The sequence below is a fragment of the Pseudomonas sp. TE31087 genome (genome assembly GCF_057284075.1).
This window is the reverse complement of the sequence record NZ_JBXVNN010000001.1, coordinates 2,723,177-2,742,210: the sequence shown is the minus strand read 5'-3', so window position 1 is coordinate 2,742,210 and position 19,034 is coordinate 2,723,177. Positions and strand designations below refer to the sequence as shown.

General features: G+C 66.1%; 15 protein-coding genes. 9 read left to right on the top strand and 6 right to left on the bottom strand.

The genetic code is table 11. The annotated features are described in order from the left end of the window. Positions 1–3 precede the first annotated feature (3 nt). Both ACZ899_RS12290 and mnmC read right to left on the bottom strand, forming a co-directional pair. A complete protein-coding gene (locus tag ACZ899_RS12290; protein ID WP_234560814.1) occupies positions 4–1,791 on the bottom strand; it encodes an N-acetylglutaminylglutamine amidotransferase in 1,788 nt (595 codons plus the stop codon). 247 nt (positions 1,792–2,038) lie between these two features. Next, on the bottom strand, positions 2,039–4,009 hold the full coding sequence (gene mnmC / locus ACZ899_RS12285; RefSeq protein ID WP_203647641.1) for a bifunctional tRNA (5-methylaminomethyl-2-thiouridine)(34)-methyltransferase MnmC2/FAD-dependent 5-carboxymethylaminomethyl-2-thiouridine(34) oxidoreductase MnmC1: 1,971 nt from the start codon (positions 4,007–4,009) through the stop codon (positions 2,039–2,041). A 124-nt stretch (positions 4,010–4,133) separates the two neighbouring features. On the opposite strand from mnmC, the gene pap reads away from it, so the two are divergent. Both pap and ACZ899_RS12275 read left to right on the top strand, forming a co-directional pair. Continuing rightward, entirely contained in the window at positions 4,134–5,621 is a 1,488-nt protein-coding gene (pap, locus tag ACZ899_RS12280) for a polyphosphate:AMP phosphotransferase (protein WP_203647640.1), read from the top strand. Between the two features lie 259 nt (positions 5,622–5,880). Then, a complete protein-coding gene (locus tag ACZ899_RS12275; protein ID WP_203647639.1) occupies positions 5,881–6,831 on the top strand; it encodes a DMT family transporter in 951 nt (316 codons plus the stop codon). A gap of 139 nt (positions 6,832–6,970) precedes the next feature. Here the strand turns inward: ACZ899_RS12275 and ACZ899_RS12270 are convergent, their stop codons facing one another. After that, the gene (locus ACZ899_RS12270) at positions 6,971–8,365 is read right to left on the bottom strand and encodes a class II fumarate hydratase (RefSeq protein WP_232856440.1); all 1,395 of its coding nucleotides are present in this window, start codon (positions 8,363–8,365) and stop codon (positions 6,971–6,973) included. 153 nt (positions 8,366–8,518) lie between these two features. Here ACZ899_RS12270 and ACZ899_RS12265 point away from each other — a divergent pair, with 153 nt between their 5' ends. From ACZ899_RS12265 to ACZ899_RS12235, 7 genes are all read left to right on the top strand, one after another. Beyond that, positions 8,519–9,043, top strand: coding sequence for a DUF2059 domain-containing protein (locus ACZ899_RS12265; protein ID WP_050704598.1), 525 nt, complete (start codon positions 8,519–8,521; stop codon positions 9,041–9,043). Between the two features lie 10 nt (positions 9,044–9,053). Beyond that, positions 9,054–9,350, top strand: coding sequence for a BolA family protein (locus ACZ899_RS12260; RefSeq protein ID WP_203647638.1), 297 nt, complete (start codon positions 9,054–9,056; stop codon positions 9,348–9,350). A 204-nt stretch (positions 9,351–9,554) separates the two neighbouring features. Beyond that, positions 9,555–10,487 (top strand): oxygen-dependent tRNA uridine(34) hydroxylase TrhO, encoded by a 933-nt coding sequence (gene trhO, locus ACZ899_RS12255; RefSeq protein ID WP_110736504.1) that lies wholly within the window; start codon positions 9,555–9,557, stop codon positions 10,485–10,487. Positions 10,488–10,490: 3 nt separating this feature from the next. After that, positions 10,491–11,123, top strand: coding sequence for a DsbA family protein (locus ACZ899_RS12250; RefSeq protein WP_234562411.1), 633 nt, complete (start codon positions 10,491–10,493; stop codon positions 11,121–11,123). After that, positions 11,116–12,948: an ABC transporter ATP-binding protein gene (locus ACZ899_RS12245; protein ID WP_234562412.1), complete on the top strand. Its 1,833-nt coding sequence runs from the start codon at positions 11,116–11,118 to the stop codon at positions 12,946–12,948. Before ACZ899_RS12250 ends, ACZ899_RS12245 begins: the two co-directional genes overlap by 8 nt. A 228-nt stretch (positions 12,949–13,176) precedes the next feature. Continuing rightward, positions 13,177–15,633: an EAL domain-containing protein gene (locus tag ACZ899_RS12240; protein ID WP_203647636.1), complete on the top strand. Its 2,457-nt coding sequence runs from the start codon at positions 13,177–13,179 to the stop codon at positions 15,631–15,633. Positions 15,634–15,671: 38 nt separating this feature from the next. Further along, the gene (locus tag ACZ899_RS12235; RefSeq protein ID WP_203647635.1) at positions 15,672–16,457 is read left to right on the top strand and encodes an iron-containing redox enzyme family protein; all 786 of its coding nucleotides are present in this window, start codon (positions 15,672–15,674) and stop codon (positions 16,455–16,457) included. Positions 16,458–16,728: 271 nt separating this feature from the next. Here the strand turns inward: ACZ899_RS12235 and ACZ899_RS12230 are convergent, their stop codons facing one another. The 3 genes from ACZ899_RS12230 to ubiG all read right to left on the bottom strand — a co-directional run bounded on the left by ACZ899_RS12230 (position 16,729) and on the right by ubiG (position 18,981). Continuing rightward, positions 16,729–17,469, bottom strand: a complete 741-nt coding sequence (locus ACZ899_RS12230) for a YciK family oxidoreductase (protein WP_203647634.1) — start codon at positions 17,467–17,469, stop codon at positions 16,729–16,731. A 139-nt stretch (positions 17,470–17,608) separates the two neighbouring features. Then, positions 17,609–18,280 (bottom strand): N-acetylmuramic acid 6-phosphate phosphatase MupP, encoded by a 672-nt coding sequence (gene mupP / locus ACZ899_RS12225; protein WP_102684341.1) that lies wholly within the window; start codon positions 18,278–18,280, stop codon positions 17,609–17,611. Positions 18,281–18,282: 2 nt separating this feature from the next. Then, a complete protein-coding gene (gene ubiG, locus ACZ899_RS12220; protein ID WP_050704607.1) occupies positions 18,283–18,981 on the bottom strand; it encodes a bifunctional 2-polyprenyl-6-hydroxyphenol methylase/3-demethylubiquinol 3-O-methyltransferase UbiG in 699 nt (232 codons plus the stop codon). Between the last annotated feature and the right edge of the window lie 53 nt (positions 18,982–19,034).

Below are 19,034 nucleotides of genomic sequence, written 5' to 3'. Positions count from 1 at the left end.
CGGTCAGATTCCTTGTTCGCTGAGCCACAGGTTCAGGGCCGCCAACTGCCACAGCTTGGAGCCGCGCAGCGGGGTGAGCTGGCCGTGGGGGTTGCTCAGCAGGCGGTCGAGCATGGCCGGGTCGAACAGCCCGCGATCCTGGCTGGGGTCGGTCAGCAGCTCGCGCACCCAGTCCAGGGTGGCGCCTTGCAAGTGTTTGAGGCCGGGAACCGGGAAATAGCCCTTTTTGCGGTCGATCACTTCGTGGGGAATGACCCGACGCGCCGCCTGCTTGAGCACCTGCTTGCCGCCGTCGGGCAGCTTGAAGCGTGCCGGAATGCGCGCCGACAGCTCCACCAGGCGGTAGTCGAGGAACGGCGTGCGCGCCTCCAGGCCCCAGGCCATGGTCATGTTGTCCACCCGCTTGACCGGGTCGTCCACCAACATCACCGTGCTGTCCAGGCGCAGGGCCTTGTCCACCGCGTCCGGCGCGCCGGGGCGGGCGAAGTGTTCGCGGACGAAGTCGCCGGCCGCGTCGTTGTCCAGGCGCCACGGCGCCTGCACGGTGGCGCGGTATTCGGCGTGGCTGCGATCGAAGAACGCCTCGCGATAGGCGCCAAAGGCATCCTTGGCACCGTCCACCTGCGGGTACCAGTGGTAGCCGGCGAACAGCTCGTCGGCGCCCTGGCCGCTCTGCACGCCCTTGCAGTGCTTGGCCACCTCCCGCGAGAGCAGGTAGAAGGCGATGCAGTCGTGGCTGACCATCGGCTCGCTCATGGCACGGAAGGCCGCCGGCAACTGCTCGATGATCTCGTGCTCGGCAATGCGCAGCTTGTGGTGGCGGGTGTGGTAGTGCCTGGCGATCAGGTCGGAGTACTGGAACTCGTCGCCGCGCTCGCCGCCGGCGTCCTCGAAACCGATGGAGAAGGTCGACAGGTCGTCCACCCCGGCCTCGCGCAGCAGGCCGACCAGCAGGCTGGAGTCGACGCCGCCGGAGAGCAGCACGCCGACGTCCACCGCGGCGCGCTGGCGGATCGCCACGGCGTCGCGGGTGGCGTCGAGCACGCGGCTGGTCCAGCCCTCCAGGTCGAGCTCGCGCTCGTCCGGGTTCGGGCCGTAGTGCAGTTGCCACCAGGTCTGGCGTTCGACCTCGCCATGGCGGTCGATGCGCATCCAGGTGCCGGGCTCGAGCTTCTGCACATTGGCCAGCAGGGTGCGTGGCGCCGGTACCACGGCGTGGAAGTTCAGGTAGTGGTTCAGTGCCACCGGGTCGATCACCGGGTCGATATCGCCGCCCTTGAGCAGTGCCGGCAGGGTCGAGGCGAAGCGCAGGCGCTCGCCGTTGCGCGACAGGTACAGAGGCTTGACGCCCAGACGGTCGCGGGCCAGGAACAGGCGCTGGTTGTCGCGCTCCCAGATGGCCAGGGCGAACATGCCGTTGAGCTTGGGCAGCAGCGCCGCGCCCCAGGCGTGGTAGCCCTTGAGCAGCACTTCGGTGTCGCCGTCGGACCAGAAGCTGTAGCCCAGGGCCTGCAGTTCCTCGCGCAGTTCGGGGAAGTTGTAGATGGCGCCGTTGAAGGCCAGGGCCAGGCCCAGGGTGCTGTCGACCATGGGCTGGGCCGAGCCGTCGGACAGGTCCATGATCTTCAGGCGCCGATGGCCGAGGGCAATCGCGCCCTGGCTATGGAAGCCCCAGGCGTCGGGGCCGCGGGGCGCCAGGTGGTGGGTGATGCGCTCCACCGCGGCGAGGTCCGCCGGGCGTGGGGCTTGGTCGATGGGGGTGAAACGTAACTCTCCTGCTAATCCGCACATAAGTCCTTACCGGTTTTGCCGTTGGGGAGGTGTGCCGCGAAGGTGGGCACTTAGGTAGGGACCGGGGTAGCTTGTGAGAGTTTTAGATCAATCTGTTATATGTGGTTGTCGGGGACTGGGACCGCTGTGCGGTCCTTTCGCGGCACGAGGCCGCTCCTACAGGAGATCGCGGTCGCCTGTGTAGGAGCGGCCTTGCCGAGGCGTCGGACCGGCCGGAAAGGGGCGCACAGCGCCCCCGGCAATCCCGCTATTTACCGCGAATCAACCGGCGCAACGCGAACCTGTTCGGGTGGCAGGCCTCGGCCACGGCTCGGGGCACCGGCAATGGTTCACCACTGACCCACGCCGCAATCAGCTCCCCGGACAGCGGTGCAGTAATCAATCCCCGCGACCCATGCCCACTGTTCACATACAGCCCCTCCAGCCACTGACAGGCCACATCGGGCACCTGTCGCGCATCCTTGGCCAACATGGCGTAGGCCTGGTTGAACGCTTCGACATCGGCCAGCGGCCCGACGATGGGCAGGTAGTCCGGGCTGGTGCAACGGAACGCTGCCCGACCCTGTAGTTGCGCCGGATCCAGCTCGGCGGTGCGCAGGCGGGTGGCCAGGTCTGCGGAAATATCATCCAGTAGCGCCAGGTTGCCCTGGTGCTCGGCCACGGTCGGCGCCAGGTCCTCGCTGTGGAAGTCGAAGCTGGCGCCCAGGGTGTGCTCATCGCCGCGAGGTGGCGCGACGTAGCCGTCGGCGCAGACCACCGTGCGTAGTTCCTGGCTGGCCACGGTGGCCGGCAGGCGGGTGATCTGCCCGCGAATGCGCTTGAGCGGCAACCCGGCGCAAGCCGGGAAGTCACGGACATCGGCAGCCCCGGCCAGCACCACCAGCGGCGCACTGGCCAGCAGGCGCTCGCCGTCCCAGGCCTGCCACAGACCGTCGGCCTTGCGCAGCGCGATGACGTTGGCATGGCCGAGCAGGCGGATGCGCGGATGGTCCAGCTGCGCCTGGCACAGCGCCGGCGGGTGCACCCAGCCACCCTCGGGGTAGAACAGGCCGCCGCTGGCCAGCGCCACGCCTGCCACGGCTTCGGCCTGTTCGCGGTCGAGCTGGCGCAGCAGGCTGTTGTCGAAGGCGGTCGCCAGCTTGGCCTGGCGTTCGCCTTCCTTGTTGTCGAAGGCCAGTTGCAGCACACCGCAGGCATCCCAGTCCTGGCCACGTTGCAGGTGCTCGAGCCAGCGACGGGTGTAACCGAAGCCGGAAAGGATCATCTGCGACAGGGCGGTGCCATGGGCGGACAGTTTGAGATACAGCACGCCCTGGGGATTGCCCGAGGCCTCCTGGGCCGGCCCGTCGTGACGCTCCAGCACGCTGACCTGCCAACCCCGGGCCGCCAGGCTGCGCGCCGTGGCGCTGCCCGCCAGGCCGGCACCGATCACCAGCGCCTCGCGTGGCCCCGGCAAGGGCGCCGGGCGTGCGTACCAGGGCGCCGCGGGGGCGGCTGGCGCGCCGCTGTAGACGCCATGCATCACCTCCCACTTCTTGCCGATACCGGGCACCTTCTTCATGGTGAAGCCGGCTTCGATCAGCGAGCGGCGGACCCAGCCGGTGGTGGTGAAGGTGCCGAGGGTGGTGCCGGGGTGCGACAGCCGCGCCAACTGGGCGAACAGCTCCGGCGTCCACATGTCGGGGTTCTTCGCCGGGGCGAAGCCGTCGAGAAACCAGGCGTCGATGCGCGCGTCCAGTTGCGGCAGTTGCGCCAGCGCATCGCCGATCATCAGCGTGAGGGTGACGCGGCCGTCATCGAGGCTCAGTTGCTGGAAACCCGGATGGATCGCCACGTACTGATCGAGCAGGGGCCGGGTGAAGGCCGCCAGCGCCGGCCACAGTTGCATGGCGCGCTCCAGGTCGTCGCGGCTCAGGGGGTACTTTTCCACGCTGACGAAATGCAGGCGCGCCTCGGCGTGGGCCAGCTCGGCGAACAGCTGCCAGGCGCAGAAGAAATTCATGCCGGTGCCGAAGCCCGTTTCCCCGATCACCAGGCAGTCCCGCGGCGCCAGCTCGGCGAAGCGCTGGCGCAGGTGGTTCTGCTCGATGAACACGTGCAGGGTCTCGTCGATGCCTTCGTTGACGGCGAAATAGACATCGTCGTATTGCCGGGAGTGGGGGCGGCCCTGGTCGTCCCAGTCGATCTGGGCGTGCAGGGGGAGGGTGGTGTCGGACATGGTCATATTCAAGCCGCAAGTTGCAAGCTTTGAGCTGCAAGAAAAAAGCGAATAGTGGCACGACCTGCTATTTCTTGCAGCTTGAAGCTTGTAGCTTGTAGCAGATCCATTGAAGGAGCCCTCCATGTTCGAATCCGCCGAAATCGGTCACAGCATCGACAAGGATACCTACGAAGCAGAAGTCCCCGCCCTGCGCGAGGCGCTGCTCGAAGCCCAGTACGAACTCAAGCAGCAGGCGCGCTTCCCGGTGATCGTGCTGATCAACGGCATCGAGGGCGCCGGCAAGGGCGAGACGGTCAAGCTGCTCAACGAGTGGATGGACCCGCGACTGATCGAAGTGCGCACCTTCGACCAGCAGACCGACGAGGAACTGGCCCGGCCACCGGCCTGGCGCTACTGGCGGGCGTTGCCGCCGAAAGGGCGGATGGGCGTGTTTTTCGGCAACTGGTACAGCCAGATGCTCGAAGGCCGCGTGCACGGCCAGTTCAAGGACGCCGTGCTCGACCAGGCCATCGCCGGCGCCGAGCGCCTGGAGCAGATGCTCTGCGACGAAGGCGCGCTGATCATCAAGTTCTGGTTCCACCTGTCCAAGAAACAGATGAAGGCGCGGCTCAAGGCGCTCAAGGAAGACCCGCTGCACAACTGGCGCATCAGCCCGCTGGACTGGCAGCAGTCGGAAACCTACGACCGTTTCGTGCGTTTCGGCGAGCGTGTGCTGCGCCGCACCAGCCGCGACTACGCGCCCTGGCATGTGATCGAGGGCGTCGACCCGCACTACCGCAGCCTGGCAGTCGGGCGCATCCTGCTGGAGGGCCTGCAGGCCGCCCTGGCCAACAACCCCAAGGGCAAGCATCAGGGTAACGTCACGCCGCTGGGGCGCAGCATCGACCAGAAGAGCCTGCTCGGCGCCCTGGACATGACCCTGCGCCTGGACAAGCACGACTACCAGGAACAGCTGGTCACCGAACAGGCGCGCCTGGCCGGTCTGCTGCGCGACAAGCGCATGCGCCGCCACGCCCTGGTGGCGGTGTTCGAAGGCAACGACGCGGCCGGCAAGGGCGGGGCGATCCGCCGCGTGGCGGCGGCGCTGGATCCGCGCCAGTACCGCATTGTGCCAATCGCCGCGCCCACCGAGGAAGAGCGTGCCCAGCCATACCTGTGGCGGTTCTGGCGACACATTCCGGCGCGGGGCAAGTTCACCATCTTCGACCGCTCCTGGTATGGCCGGGTGCTGGTGGAGCGGGTCGAGGGCTTCTGCAGCCCGGCGGACTGGATGCGCGCCTATGGCGAGATCAATGACTTCGAGGAGCAGTTGAGCAACGCCGGGGTGGTGGTGGTCAAGTTCTGGCTGGCCATCGACCAGCAGACCCAGCTGGAGCGCTTCGAGGAGCGTGAGCAGATCCCGTTCAAGCGCTACAAGATCACCGAGGAGGACTGGCGCAACCGCGACAAGTGGGACGTCTATTCCGAGGCGGTGGGCGACATGGTCGACCGCACCAGCACCGAGATCGCGCCGTGGACCCTGGTGGAGGCCAACGACAAGCGCTGGGCGCGGGTGAAGGTACTGCGCACGATCAACCAGGCGCTGGAGGCGGCGTTCGCCAAGAGGTAGGAGCGGCCTTGCCGAGGCGTCGGACCGGCCGGAAAGGGCCGCAAGGCGGCCCCAGGATCGGCGTTTACCCATGGATTGCCGGGGCCGCTACGCGCCCCATTCGCGGCACAAGGCCGCTCCTACAGTGACGGTGTCAGCCCTGCTGGGGTAATCAGACATGCATCCAGGGAATGACCTGATGAAATCTTTTCCCGCCACACGTTCCCCGCCAAGCCCGTAGACTGCACCTTCCCCCACCAAGGCTCGACTCGAGGACACCATGCACATTTCTTCCGGACGCTGGGTCCAGGGCCTTCTGCTGGCGCTGTTGACCGCGTTGCTCTGGGGCATCCTGCCGATCAAGCTCAAGCAGGTGCTGCAGGTGATGGACCCGGTAACCGTCACCTGGTACCGCCTGAGCGTTTCCGGCGGCCTGTTGTTCGCCTGGCTGGCGGCCAATCGGCGGCTGCCGTCGTTCAGTCGTCTTGGAATGAAGGGCAAGGGCCTGGTGGCCGTCGCGGTGGCCGGCCTGGTCGGCAACTATGTGCTGTACCTGGTCGGCCTCAACCTGCTCAGCCCCGGCACCGCGCAACTGGTCGTGCAGCTGGGGCCGGTGCTGTTGCTGGTGGCCAGCGTGTTCGTGTTCAAGGAGCGTTTCAGCCTGGGGCAGGGCCTGGGCCTGCTGGTGCTGCTGGCGGGATTCGGGCTGTTCTTCAACCAGCGCCTGGAAGAGCTGCTCACATCACTTGGCACCTACACCACCGGCGTGCTGACCATTATCCTGGCGACCAGCATCTGGGTGTTCTATGCCTTGAGCCAGAAGCAACTGCTGACGGTGTGGAACTCGCAGCAGGTGATGATGGTGATCTACCTGTGCTGCGCACTGCTGCTCACGCCCTGGGTGCATCCGCTGGAGGTGTTGCAGCTCAGCCCGTTGCAGGGCTGGTTGCTGCTGGCCTGCTGCCTGAACACGCTGGTGGCCTATGGCGCGTTCGCCGAGGCGCTGGCACATTGGGAGGCCTCGCGGGTCAGCGCGACCCTGGCACTGACGCCGCTGGTGACGTTCGTCGCGGTGGCGCTGGCGGCCTGGCTGTGGCCGGATTACGTGCATGCCGAGCAGATCAATGGCCTGGGCTATGTCGGGGCGGTGACGGTGGTGCTGGGGTCGGCATTGGTGGCGTTGGGGCCGTCGCTGATCGCGGGGTGGAGAGCGAAGAGCCAGGCTCAATAACCCTCGCGGTACCTGTAGGAGCGGCCTTGTGCCGCGAAAGGGCTGCGCAGCAGCCCCGGCGATCTTTGTATTAAATGCCGAATCCTGGGGCTGCTGCGCAGCCCTTTCGCGGCACAAGGCCGCTCCTACAGGTGATGAGTCAGCCTTTCCCGCCAGGCGCCAGCATATTCTCCGGCCTTACCCACTGGTCGAACTGCTCATTGGTCAGGTACTTCAGCTCCAGCGCCGCCTCGCGCAGGGTCTTGCCCTCGCTGTAGGCCTTCTTGGCGATTTCCGCCGCCTTGTCGTAACCGATATGCGGATTCAGCGCCGTCACCAGCATCAGCCCGCGCTCCAGGTGCGCGGCCATCTGCCCGGCATCCGGCTCGATACCGGCCACACAGTGCTGCTGGAAGTTGCGACAGCCATCGGCCAGCAGCTCGATCGACTGCAGCAGGTTGTGGATGATCACCGGCTTGAACACGTTCAGCTGCAGATGGCCCTGGCTTGCGGCAAAGCCGATCGCCGCGTCGTTGCCCAGCACCTGGCAGGCCAGCATCGACAGTGCCTCGCACTGGGTCGGGTTGACCTTGCCGGGCATGATCGAGCTGCCCGGCTCGTTGGCCGGCAGGCGCACCTCGGCAAGCCCCGCGCGCGGGCCGGAGCCCAGCAGGCGCAGGTCGTTGGCGATCTTCATCAGGGCCACGGCCAGGGTCTTCAGCGCGCCGGCCAGGCTGGTCAGCGGCTCGTGTCCGGCGAGGGCGGCGAACTTGTTCGGCGCGGTGACGAACGGCAGGCCGGACAGCGCCGCCAGCTCCGCGGCGATGGCTTCGGCGAAACCGTGCGGGGCGTTGAGGCCGGTACCCACGGCGGTGCCGCCCTGGGCCAGCTCGCAGACCGCCGGCAGCGTCGCGCGGATGGCGCGCTGGGCGTAGTCGAGCTGGGCGACGAAGGCCGAGACCTCCTGGCCGAAGGTGATCGGCGTCGCGTCCATCATGTGCGTGCGCCCGGTCTTGACCAGGTGCGTGTGGCGCGCCGACAGTTCGGCCAGCCCCCCCGACAGCTCGGTGATCGCCGGCAGCAGTCGTTCATGCACGGCCTGGACGGCGGCGATGTGCATGGCGGTGGGGAAGCAGTCGTTGGAGCTCTGTGAGCGGTTGACGTGATCGTTGGGGTGCACCGGCAGCTTGCCGCCGCGACCCTTGCCGGCCAGTTCGTTGGCGCGTCCGGCGATCACCTCGTTGACGTTCATGTTGCTCTGGGTGCCGCTGCCGGTCTGCCACACCACCAGCGGGAACTGCTCGTCGTGGTCGCCGGCAAGCACTTCGTCGGCGGCCTGCTCGATCAGCCGGGCGATGTCGGCGGGCAGGTCGCCGTTGCGGTCGTTGACCCGGGCAGCGGCTTTCTTGACCAGCGCCAGGGCGTGCAGCACCGCCAGCGGCATGCGCTCCTTGCCGATGGCGAAGTTGATCAGCGAACGCTGGGTCTGCGCACCCCAGTAGGCGTCCTCTGGAACTTCGACCGGGCCCAGGCTGTCTGTCTCGATACGGCTCATGCTGCGCTCACTCCTTTGTAGTCAGAAATCGCAGTTTAGGCCCTGATTCGACACAGCGGTTCAGTCGCTCGTCGTGCCACTTGAGCACTTCGCCATCACGGCGCAGAATGCTCTACCCTGAGGTACTCGCCTCCCTTTCTTGAAGGAAATGCAATGACCCGTCTTCGTGTCCTCTTTGCCGCCGTTGCCCTGGCCTGCGCCAGCGGCCAGGTACTCGCCGCCACCGCGAGCCACAATGCCGCCGCCGAGAAATTCCTGACCCTGGCCAATGCCGACAAGCTGGGCACCCCGGTGTACATGCAGGTCCAGCAGATGTTCGCCCAGCGTTTCGAACAGACCAAGGCGCCGGCTGCCAAGAAAACCGTGCTCGACAGCTACCAGGCCAAGGCCAACGCCGCCCTGGACAACGCCATCGGCTGGAAGAAGCTCAAGCCGAAGATGGTCGACCTGTACACCGCGACCTTCACCGAGGCCGAGCTGAACGACCTGGTCAAGTTCTACGAGTCGCCGCTGGGCAAGAAAGTCCTGCGCGAGATGCCCAAGGTCACCCAGCAGTCGGCCCAGCTGACCCAGCAGAGCCTGGAACCGGCAGTGCCGGTGGTCAACAAGCTGCTCGACGACATGACCAAGGAACTCGACCCGAGCGCCGGCAAGGCAGCCGCTCCGGCGAAGAAGTGAGCCTGACGCGATGAACATGCAGCAACGCATCGAACAGCAGCTGGCGCCGCTGGGCACCGACCACCTCGAAGTGCGCAACGAAAGCCACATGCACAGCCGTGGCCAGGAAACGCACTACAAGGCGGTGCTGGTCAGCGAGCAGTTCGCCGGGCTGAACAGCGTCAAGCGCCACCAGAAGGTCTACGCCACCATGGGTGAGCTGATGGGCGAGATCCACGCCCTGGCGATCCACACCTACACGCCCGAGGAATGGGCGGCAGTCGGCGCGGCGCCAGCCTCGCCGGTGTGCGCCGGCGGCGGGCACTGAATCCTTTCCGTCGTTCTGGTACAATCTCGCAAAATCCGGGGGCTGCTTTGCAGCCCTTTCGCGGCACAAGGCCGCTCCTACAGGAGTATGCAGTTCCCTGTAGGAGCGGCCTTGTGCCGCGAAAGGGGCGCAAAGCGCCCCCATGCTTTTTATGTCAAACCCGGTCCGCCCCTTACGAGGGCAACCACCAGGAGTTTCAGATTCATGACCCAACCGATCGTCGTGGCGGCGCTGTACAAGTTCGTCACCCTGGAAGACTACGTCGAACTGCGCGAGCCGCTGCTCAAGGCAATGGCCGACAACGGCGTCAAAGGTACCCTGCTGCTGGCTAACGAAGGCATCAACGGCACGGTCTCGGCCACCCGTGAAGGCATCGACGCGCTGCTGGCCTGGCTGCGCAGCGACCCACGCCTGGTGGATGTCGACCACAAAGAGTCGTATTGCGACGAGCAGCCGTTCTACCGTACCAAGGTCAAGCTCAAGAAAGAGATCGTCACCCTCGGCGTGCCGGGCGTGGACCCGAACAAGGCGGTCGGCACCTACGTCGATCCGAAAGACTGGAACGCATTGATCAGCGACCCGGAAGTGCTGCTGATTGACACCCGCAACGACTACGAAGTGGCCATCGGCACCTTCAAGGGCGCCATCGACCCGAAGACCGAGACCTTCCGCGAGTTCCCCGACTACATCAAGGCCAACTTCGACCCGAGCAAGCACAAGAAGGTCGCCATGTTCTGCACCGGTGGCATCCGCTGCGAGAAGGCCTCCAGCTACATGCTCGGTGAGGGCTATGAAGCCGTCTATCATCTTAAGGGCGGCATCCTGAAATACTTCGAGGAAGTAGCCCAGGAAGAAAGCCTCTGGGACGGCGACTGCTTCGTCTTCGACAACCGGGTCACCGTGCGTCACGACCTGAGCGAGGGCGAGTACGACCAGTGCCATGCCTGCCGCCACCCGATCGACGTGAAGGACCGGGAGTCGGAACACTATTCGCCAGGCGTGAGCTGCCCGCATTGCTGGGACAGCCTGAGCGAGAAGACCCGGCGCAGCGCCATCGACCGCCAGAAGCAGATCGAACTGGCCAAGGCGCGCAACCAGCCACACCCGATCGGCTACAACTACAAAGCCGAGGCCTGATGCATGTCCGCACGCCTGCTCTATGTGATGGACCCGATGTGTTCCTGGTGCTGGGGTTTCGCCCCGGTGGCCGAGGCGCTGATCGCCCAGGCGCGTGAGGCGGGTGTCGTCACCCGCCTGGTGCCCGGTGGCCTGCGCAGCGGCGGCAGCGCCCTGGATGCCTCGACCCGCAAGTACATCCTCGAGCACTGGCAGGCGGTGCATGACGCCACCGGGCAGCCGTTCCGCTTCGACGGCGCGATGCCCGACGGCTTTGTTTACGACACCGAGCCTGCGTGCCGCGCATTGGTCGCGGCGCGTGAGCTGGACGACAAGCGGGCCTGGACGCTGCTCAAGCTGATCCAGCGCTCGTTCTACGAGCAGGGGCTCGATGTCACCCGCGCCCCGCAGCTGGTGGAGCTGGCCGAACAGGCCGGTTTCGACCGCGAGTTGTTCTCGCAGTGCTTCACCAATGCCGATACCCGCGCCGCCACCAGCGCCGACTTCGGCTGGGTACAGGACCTGGGCATCGCCGGTTTCCCCACGCTGCTGGCCGAGCGCAATGGCCAGCTGGCCCTGCTGACCAACGGCTACCAGTCGCTGGACAGCCTGCAGCCGCTGCTCGGCCGCTGGCTGCAGCAGGCCGCCTGTGCTTGACCTGCCAGGGTCGCCAGACCCTGTGCCAGGGAAGTCTCCCGCTGTGCCTGATCGCCTGAGCTGGGCGGAAATCCGCCGCCTGGCCCTGCACCACAAGAAGGCTTTGTGGACCGCCAACCTGGTGGCCGTGCTCGCCGCCCTGTGCAGCGTGCCCATCCCCTTGCTGCTGCCGCTGCTGGTGGACGAAGTGCTGCTGGGCCATGGCGACGCCGCGCTGAAGTGGATGAACAACTTCCTGCCCACAGGCTGGCAGGTGGCCGCGGGCTATATCGGCCTGATGCTCTGCGCCACCCTGGGCCTGCGTCTGGCGGCGCTGGCGTTCAACGTGGTCCAGGCCAAGCTGTTCGCCGGCCTGGCCAAGGACATCGTCTACCGCCTGCGTATCCGCCTGATCGAGCGGCTCAAGCGCATTTCGCTCAAGGAATACGAAAGCCTGGGCAGCGGTACGGTGACCACCCATCTGGTCACCGACCTGGACACCCTCGACAAGTTCGTCGGCGAAACCCTCAGCCGCTTCCTGGTGGCCGTGCTCACGCTGACCGGCACCGCCGCCATCCTGATCTGGATGCACTGGCAGCTGGCGCTGCTGATCCTGCTGTTCAACCCGCTGGTGATCTTTTTCACCGTGCAGCTGGGCAAGCGCGTCAAGCACCTGAAGAAACTCGAGAACGACAGCACCGCGCGCTTCACCCAGGCGCTGACCGAGACCCTCGATGCGATCCAGGAAATCCGTGCCGGCAACCGCCAAGGCTATTTCCTCGGTCGCCTTGGCCTGCGTGCCCGCGAGGTGCGCGACTACGCGGTGGCCTCGCAGTGGAAGAGCGATGCCAGTGGCCGGGCCAGTGGCCTGTTGTTCCAGTTCGGCATCGACATCTTCCGTGCCGCGGCGATGCTCACCGTGTTGTTCTCCGACTTGTCGATCGGCCAGATGCTGGCGGTGTTCAGCTACCTGTGGTTCATGATCGGCCCGGTGGAGCAGTTGCTGAACCTGCAATATGCCTACTACGCCGCCGGAGGCGCGCTGAGCCGCTTGAACGAGCTGCTGGCGCGGGCCGACGAGCCGCAGTACCCCGCGGGCAGCGACCCGTTCGCCGGGCGCGAGACGGTCGGCATCGAGGTGCGCGACCTGCGCTTCGCCTACGCCGACGAGCCGGTGCTGGATCAGCTGAACCTGTCCATCGCCCCGGGCGAGAAGGTTGCCATCGTCGGCGCCAGCGGCGGTGGCAAGAGCACCCTGGTGCAACTGCTGCTGGGTTTGTACAGCGCCCAGGCCGGGACCATCCGCTTCGGCGTCTCCAGCCTGCAGGAGATCGGCCTGGAGACCCTGCGCGAGAACGTCGCGGTGGTGCTGCAGCATCCGTCGCTGTTCAACGACAGCGTGCGCGCCAACCTGACCATGGGCCGCGATTGCAGCGACGATGCCTGCTGGCAGGCGCTGCGCATCGCCCAGTTGGACGGCACCATCGCCGCGCTGCCCCAGGGCCTGGACAGCATCGTCGGGCGCTCCGGCGTGCGCCTGTCCGGCGGCCAGCGCCAGCGCCTGGCGATCGCCCGCATGGTGTTGGCCGAGCCCAAGGTGGTCATCCTCGACGAGGCCACCTCGGCGCTGGACGCCGCCACCGAGTACAACCTGCACCTGGCCCTGGCGCGCTTCCTCAGCGGCCGCACCACGCTGATCATCGCCCACCGCCTGTCGGCGGTGAAGCAGGCCGACCGCGTGCTGGTGTTCGACGGCGGCCATGTGGCCGAGGACGGCGGCCACCAGCAATTGATCGCCGAGGGCGGCCTGTACGCCAAGCTTTACGGTCACCTGCAGCAGACCTGAGCCACCTACGTCCATGTAGGAGCGGCCTCGTGCCGCGAAAGGGCCGCAGAGCGGCCCCCGGCGATCTTGTGGGGCTGCTGCGCAGCCCTTTCGCGGCACAAGGCCGCTCCTACAGGTGCTGCGCCCCTTTCCCCGTCATCAAAAACCACGCCACAGGCATGGCAAATGGCCTACGCTGTGCTTGTCTAGGTCGATTCGTGCCTTATCTGCCGCCATGACAGGGATTACATGAAGGGAAATCGGACTCTCGAAGCGCCAAGGCTGCTGGGTATCATCTGGCCCTTCGTCGCCGTTGTGGTTTTCCAGGTACTGCTGGGCAGTCTGAGCCTTTATGCATTGTCCGCCGTGCGCGCCTACGTGGCGGGCGAGAGCCTGTGGTCCAAGGCACAGAAGGACGCCATCTATTACCTCAACCTCTACGCCGACGACCGCGATCCGCTGACCTATGCCCGCTACCGCCGGGCGATCCTGGTACCCCAGGGCGATCACAACCTGCGCCTGGCCCTGGACCGACCTGAACCGGACCTGGAGGCAGCGCGCCAGGGTGTGCTGCAGGGTGGCAACCATCCCGAGGACGTCGCCCGGATCATCTGGTTCTATCGCAATTTCCGGCATATCAGCTATATGGAAACCGCCATCGATTACTGGGACATCGGTGACGATTACCTGCGTCAGCTCGACGTGCTGGCCCAGCAGATGCGCGAAGGCTTCGCCGGCGGCGTGATCGACCCGCACCAGGTGGCCAACTGGAAGGCGCGCATCGTCGCCATCAATGACGGCGTGACCCCCGCCGCCAAGGCCTTCAGCGATGCCCTGGGCGAAGGCTCGCGGATGCTGCTCAAGGTGCTGATGCTGACCAACCTGGCCACCGCGCTGTTCCTGATCGCCATGGCCTGGCGGCGTTCAAGCAAGCTGCTGGCCCAGCGCCAGGCGTTCGCCAGCGCGCTGCAGGAGGAGAAGGAGCGGGCGCAGATCACTCTGGAGTCGATCGGCGATGCGGTGATCACCGCCGATGTCGATGGTTGCATCAGCTACATGAACCCGGCCGCCGAGCAGTTGACCCACTGGCAGGCGGTCCAGGCCCAGGGCCTGCCGCTGGCGGCGCTGTTCAGTCTGTTGGACGAGAATGCCGAGGGCGACAGCCTGACGCTGGTCGAGCAGGTGCTCAGCGGCAGCCTCAAGGGCGGCGCCGAGCATGCCCGGCTGATCCAGCGCCTGGACGGCAGTACGGTGTCGGTCAACCTGGTGGGCTCGCCCATTCTTACCGAGGGGCAGGTCAGTGGCATCGTGGTGGTGCTGCACGACATGACCCAGGAGCGCCAGTACATCGCCAACCTGTCCTGGCAGGCCACTCACGACGCCCTGACCGGGCTGGCCAACCGCCGCGAGTTCGAATACCGCCTGGAGCAGGCGCTCAACGGCCTGGCCCGCCAGGCCGGGCGCCATTCGCTGATGTTCCTCGACCTCGACCAGTTCAAGCTGGTCAACGATACCTGCGGCCATGCCGCCGGCGACGAGCTGCTGCGGCATATCTGCGCGGTACTGCAGTCGGGCCTGCGCGAGGGCGACACCCTGGCGCGCCTGGGCGGCGACGAGTTCGGCGTGCTCCTGGAGAACTGCCCGCCGGAGCAGGCCGAGCGGATTGCCGAGCAGTTACGCCAGGCCGTGCAGAGCCTGCATTTCGTGTGGAAGGGGCGCCCCTTCGTGACCACGGTCAGCCTCGGCCTGGTGCACATCGCCCAGGTGCCCAGCACCCTGGAGGCGTCGTTGCGTGCGGCGGACATGGCCTGCTACATGGCCAAGGAAAAGGGCCGCAACCGGGTCCAGGTGTATCACGCCGACGACAGCGAATTGTCCATGCGCTTTGGCGAGATGGCCTGGATCCAGCGATTGCACGTGGCGCTGGAGGAAAACCGCTTCTGCCTCTACGCCCAGGAGATCGCCCCCCTGCACCCCCACGAGAGCCCCGGGCATATCGAGATTCTCCTGCGCCTGCACGACGAAAGCGGGCGCACCATCCTGCCCGACAGTTTCATCCCCGCAGCGGAGCGCTATGGCCTGATGACCGCGCTCGACCGTTGGGTGGTGCGCAGCGTGTTCCAAGTAATCCGCCAGTGCCTGGACGAAGGCCGGGAGGGGCCCTTGGCGATGTGCGCCATCAATTTATCGGGCTCGAGCATCGGCGACGACAAGTTCCTCGAGTACCTGCAACGGCTGTTCAGCGAGTTCGACATCCCGCCGCGGCTTATCTGTTTTGAAATTACCGAAACCAGCGCCATCGCCAATCTGGGCAGCGCGATCCGATTCATCAATGAATTGAAAGGACTGGGCTGCAGATTCTCCCTCGACGACTTCTGCGCCGGAATGTCGTCATTCGCCTATTTGAAGCATTTGCCTGTAGACTTCCTGAAGATCGACGGAAGTTTCGTCAAAGACATGCTCGATGACCCGATCAACCGGGCGATGGTCGAAGTGATCAATCACATCGGTCACGTCATGGGCAAGCGGACCATTGCCGAGTTCGTCGAGACGCCGCTGATCGAGCAGGCTTTGCAGGAGATCGGCGTGGACTACGCCCAGGGATACCTCATCGAACGCCCGCAGGTCTTCACCTGCGACAGCCTGCAGCGCCAACGGATTGCCGCGAGGCCCCTTCTGCACCGGGCGCCGGGGACCTTTCGCTGAACAACGCCCGGAAATCACAGGGAATCAAGGAGCTGACAGTGATCGACGCGTTCGTAAGGATCGGACCATTGATGGATCCGGCCAGTTATCCGCAGTGGGCCCAACAACTGATAGAGGATTGCCGCGAAAGCAAGCGCCGGGTGGTGGAGCATGAGTTCTACCAGCGACTGCGCGATGGCCAGCTCAAGCAGTCGACCATCCGCCAGTACCTGATCGGCGGCTGGCCGGTGGTCGAGCAGTTCTCCCTCTACATGGCCCACAACCTGACCAAGACCCGCTACGCCCGACACCCCGGCGAAGACATGGCGCGTCGCTGGCTGATGCGCAACATCCGGGTCGAGCTCAACCATGCCGACTACTGGGTGCACTGGTGCCAGGCGCACGGCGTCCATCTGCATGAGCTGCAGTCCCAGGAGGTGCCGCCAGAGCTCAATGGCCTCAACGACTGGTGCTGGCGGGTGTGCGCCACGGAGTCGCTGGCCATCGCCATGGCGGCCACCAATTACGCCATCGAAGGTGCCACCGGCGAGTGGTCGGCGGTGGTCTGCGCCGAGGACACCTACGCCCAGGGTTTCCCCGAGGACACCCGCAAGCGCGCGATGAAGTGGCTGAAGATGCATGCGCAGTACGATGACGCGCACCCGTGGGAGGCGCTGGAGATCATCTGCACCCTGGCAGGCGAGAGCCCGACGCTGGGGCTGCGTACCGAGCTGCGTCGGGCGATCTGCAAGAGCTACGACTGCATGTTCCTGTTCCTGGAGCGTTGCATGCAGCTCGAAGGGCGTCAGCAGGGGCGTCTGCGCCCGGCATTGGCGGCGGGCTGAAACCATCGCGGGGCAAGTCGCATCGGCGCACCGCCGCTCCCACAGGTACTACGCCAACCTGTAGGAGCGGCCTTGTGTCGCGAAAGGGCTGCGCAGCAGCCCCGGGATTTCAGCATTGTTGCAAAGATCGCCGGGGCCGCTTTGCGGCCCTTTCGCGACGCAAGGCCGCTCCTACAGAGATCGCGCCGGTTGAAAAATCTCAGCAAGCCAGTTGCTCCCACGCGGCACGAGGCGTGGGAGCAGGCTTGCTCCGCGATCGGTGTTTTCGGTATTACTGCGCGTTCAGCGCCTGCCCGTTCACATCCTTGCTGTCCGGCCCCATCAGGTACAGGTACACCGGCATGATGTCCTCGGGCAGCGGGTTGTTCTGCGGATTCTCGCTCGGATAGGCCTGGGCGCGCATCGCCGTGCGCGTGGCGCCCGGGTTGATGCTGTTCGAGCGCACCGGCGCCACGCCTTCCAGCTCGTCGGCCAGGGTCTGCATCAGCCCCTCGGTGGCGAACTTCGACACGCCGTAGGCGCCCCAGTAGGCCCGGCCCTTGCGCCCGACGCTGCTGGAAGTGAACACCACCGAGGCGTCCTCCGACAGTTTGAGCAGCGGCAGCAGGGTGCTGGTCAGCATGAAGGTGGCGTCGACGTTGATGTGCATCACGCGCATGAAGTTGTCGCCCGACAGCTGCTCCAGCGGCGTGCGCGGGCCGATGATCGAGGCGTTGTTGAGCAGGCCGTCGAGGCGACCGAACTGCTCCTCGATCATCACCGCCAGTTCGTCGTACTGGTGGGGCAGGGCGGTTTCCAGGTTGAACGGGATCACCACCGGCTGCGGGTGGCCGGCGGCCTCGATCTGGTCGTAGACCTCGTTGAGGTTGGCCTCGGTCTTGCCCAGCAGCAGCACGGTGGCGCCCAGGCCGGCGTAGGCCTTGGCGGCGGCGGCGCCGATGCCGCGGCCGGCGCCGGTGACCAGGATGATCCGGCCCTTGAGCAGGTCGGGGCGGGCGGTGTAGTCGAACATAACGGGTTCCCTGTTGATGGCATAGCTCCGTGGGAGCGGGCTTGCCCCGCGATGGCGTCAGGGCGGACACCATCATTGCCTGGGCGGGCAGCCTCGCGAGGCAAGCCCGCTCCCACGGGCGTCTATGACTGTTGGTTCTTCAGCAGCCGCACAGCGCGCTGTCGATCACCTTGCGCAGTTCCAGCGGGTGGTCCACCACCACGTCGGCGCCCCAGTTGTTGGGGTTGTCCTCTGGATGAATATAGCCGTAGCGCACCGCCGCAGTGCGGGTGCCGGCGTCGCGGCCGGACTCGATGTCGCGCAGGTCGTCGCCGACGAACAGCACGCTGGCCGGGTCCAGGTCCAGGGTCTTGCACGCCAGGATCAGCGGCTCGGGATCGGGCTTGCTGTTCTTCACGTGGTCCGGGCAGATCAGCAGGGCCGAGCGCTCGGCCAGGCCCAGGCGCTGCATGATCGGCTCGGCGAAGCGCACCGGCTTGTTGGTGACCACGCCCCACAACAGGTTGCCTTTCTCGATGTCGGCCAGCAGCTCCGGCATGCCGTCGAACAGCTTGCTGTGCACCGCGCAGTCGCGCTGGTAGCGCTCGAGGAATTCCAGGCGCAGGGCCTCGAAGCCGTCGGCCTCGGGGTCCATGGCGAAGGTCGCGGCGACCATGGCGCGGGCGCCGCCGGAGATCACCTCGCGGATGCGCGCGTCGTCGATGGCCGGCAGGCCGCGGTCGGCGAGCATCGCCTGGCAGATGGCGATGAAGTCGGGCGCTGTGTCCAGCAGGGTGCCGTCCATGTCGAAGAGTACTGCTCGCAGGCGCATGCTCATTCCTCGCGCAGGGTCTGGATCATGTAGTTGACGTCGACGTCGTTGTTCAGCTTGTAGTGCTTGGTCAGCGGGTTGTAGGTCAGGCCGATGATGTCCTTGACCTCGAGGCCCGCGGCGCGGCTCCAGGCGCCCAGCTCGGAGGGGCGGATGAACTTCTTGAAGTCATGGGTGCCGCGCGGCAGCATCTTGAGGATGTACTCGGCGCCGATGATCGCCAGTAGGTAGGCCTTGGGGTTGCGGTTGATGGTCGAGAAGAACACCTGGCCGCCCGGCTTGACCATGCGGTAGCAGGCGCGGATCACCGACGAAGGATCGGGCACATGCTCGAGCATCTCCAGGCAAGTGACCACGTCGAACTGTTCAGGCATCTCCTCGGCCAGGGCCTCGGCGGTGATCTGCCGGTATTCCACCGCCACGCCGGACTCCAGCTGGTGCAGCTGGGCCACCGCCAGTGGCGCCTCGCCCATGTCGATGCCGGTCACGGTGGCGCCGCGCTGGGCCATCGCCTCGCTGAGGATGCCGCCGCCGCAGCCGACGTCCAGCACCTTCTTGCCGGCGAGGGCGACGCGCTCGTCGATCCAGTTGACCCGCAGCGGGTTGATGTCGTGCAGTGGCTTGAACTCGCTCTCGCGGTCCCACCAGCGGTGGGCCAGGGCTTCGAACTTGGCGATTTCGGCGTGGTCGACGTTGCTCATCTGAACAGTCCTCTGAAGCTTCTATGAAAGTGTCACGGGGCGCCAGCCGTGGC

Bases quoted from the DNA above. Each gene is read 5' to 3' on its own strand.
- ACZ899_RS12290 (WP_234560814.1), bottom strand. From the start codon at position 1,791: ATGTGCGGATTAGCAGGAGAGTTACGTTTCACCCCCATCGACCAAGCC.
- mnmC (WP_203647641.1), bottom strand. From the start codon at position 4,009: ATGTCCGACACCACCCTCCCCCTGCACGCCCAGATCGACTGGGACGAC.
- pap (WP_203647640.1), top strand. From the start codon at position 4,134: ATGTTCGAATCCGCCGAAATCGGTCACAGCATCGACAAGGATACCTAC.
- ACZ899_RS12275 (WP_203647639.1), top strand. From the start codon at position 5,881: ATGCACATTTCTTCCGGACGCTGGGTCCAGGGCCTTCTGCTGGCGCTG.
- ACZ899_RS12270 (WP_232856440.1), bottom strand. From the start codon at position 8,365: ATGAGCCGTATCGAGACAGACAGCCTGGGCCCGGTCGAAGTTCCAGAG.
- ACZ899_RS12265 (WP_050704598.1), top strand. From the start codon at position 8,519: ATGACCCGTCTTCGTGTCCTCTTTGCCGCCGTTGCCCTGGCCTGCGCC.
- ACZ899_RS12260 (WP_203647638.1), top strand. From the start codon at position 9,054: ATGAACATGCAGCAACGCATCGAACAGCAGCTGGCGCCGCTGGGCACC.
- trhO (WP_110736504.1), top strand. From the start codon at position 9,555: ATGACCCAACCGATCGTCGTGGCGGCGCTGTACAAGTTCGTCACCCTG.
- ACZ899_RS12250 (WP_234562411.1), top strand. From the start codon at position 10,491: ATGTCCGCACGCCTGCTCTATGTGATGGACCCGATGTGTTCCTGGTGC.
- ACZ899_RS12240 (WP_203647636.1), top strand. From the start codon at position 13,177: ATGAAGGGAAATCGGACTCTCGAAGCGCCAAGGCTGCTGGGTATCATC.
- ACZ899_RS12230 (WP_203647634.1), bottom strand. From the start codon at position 17,469: ATGTTCGACTACACCGCCCGCCCCGACCTGCTCAAGGGCCGGATCATC.
- mupP (WP_102684341.1), bottom strand. From the start codon at position 18,280: ATGCGCCTGCGAGCAGTACTCTTCGACATGGACGGCACCCTGCTGGAC.
- ubiG (WP_050704607.1), bottom strand. From the start codon at position 18,981: ATGAGCAACGTCGACCACGCCGAAATCGCCAAGTTCGAAGCCCTGGCC.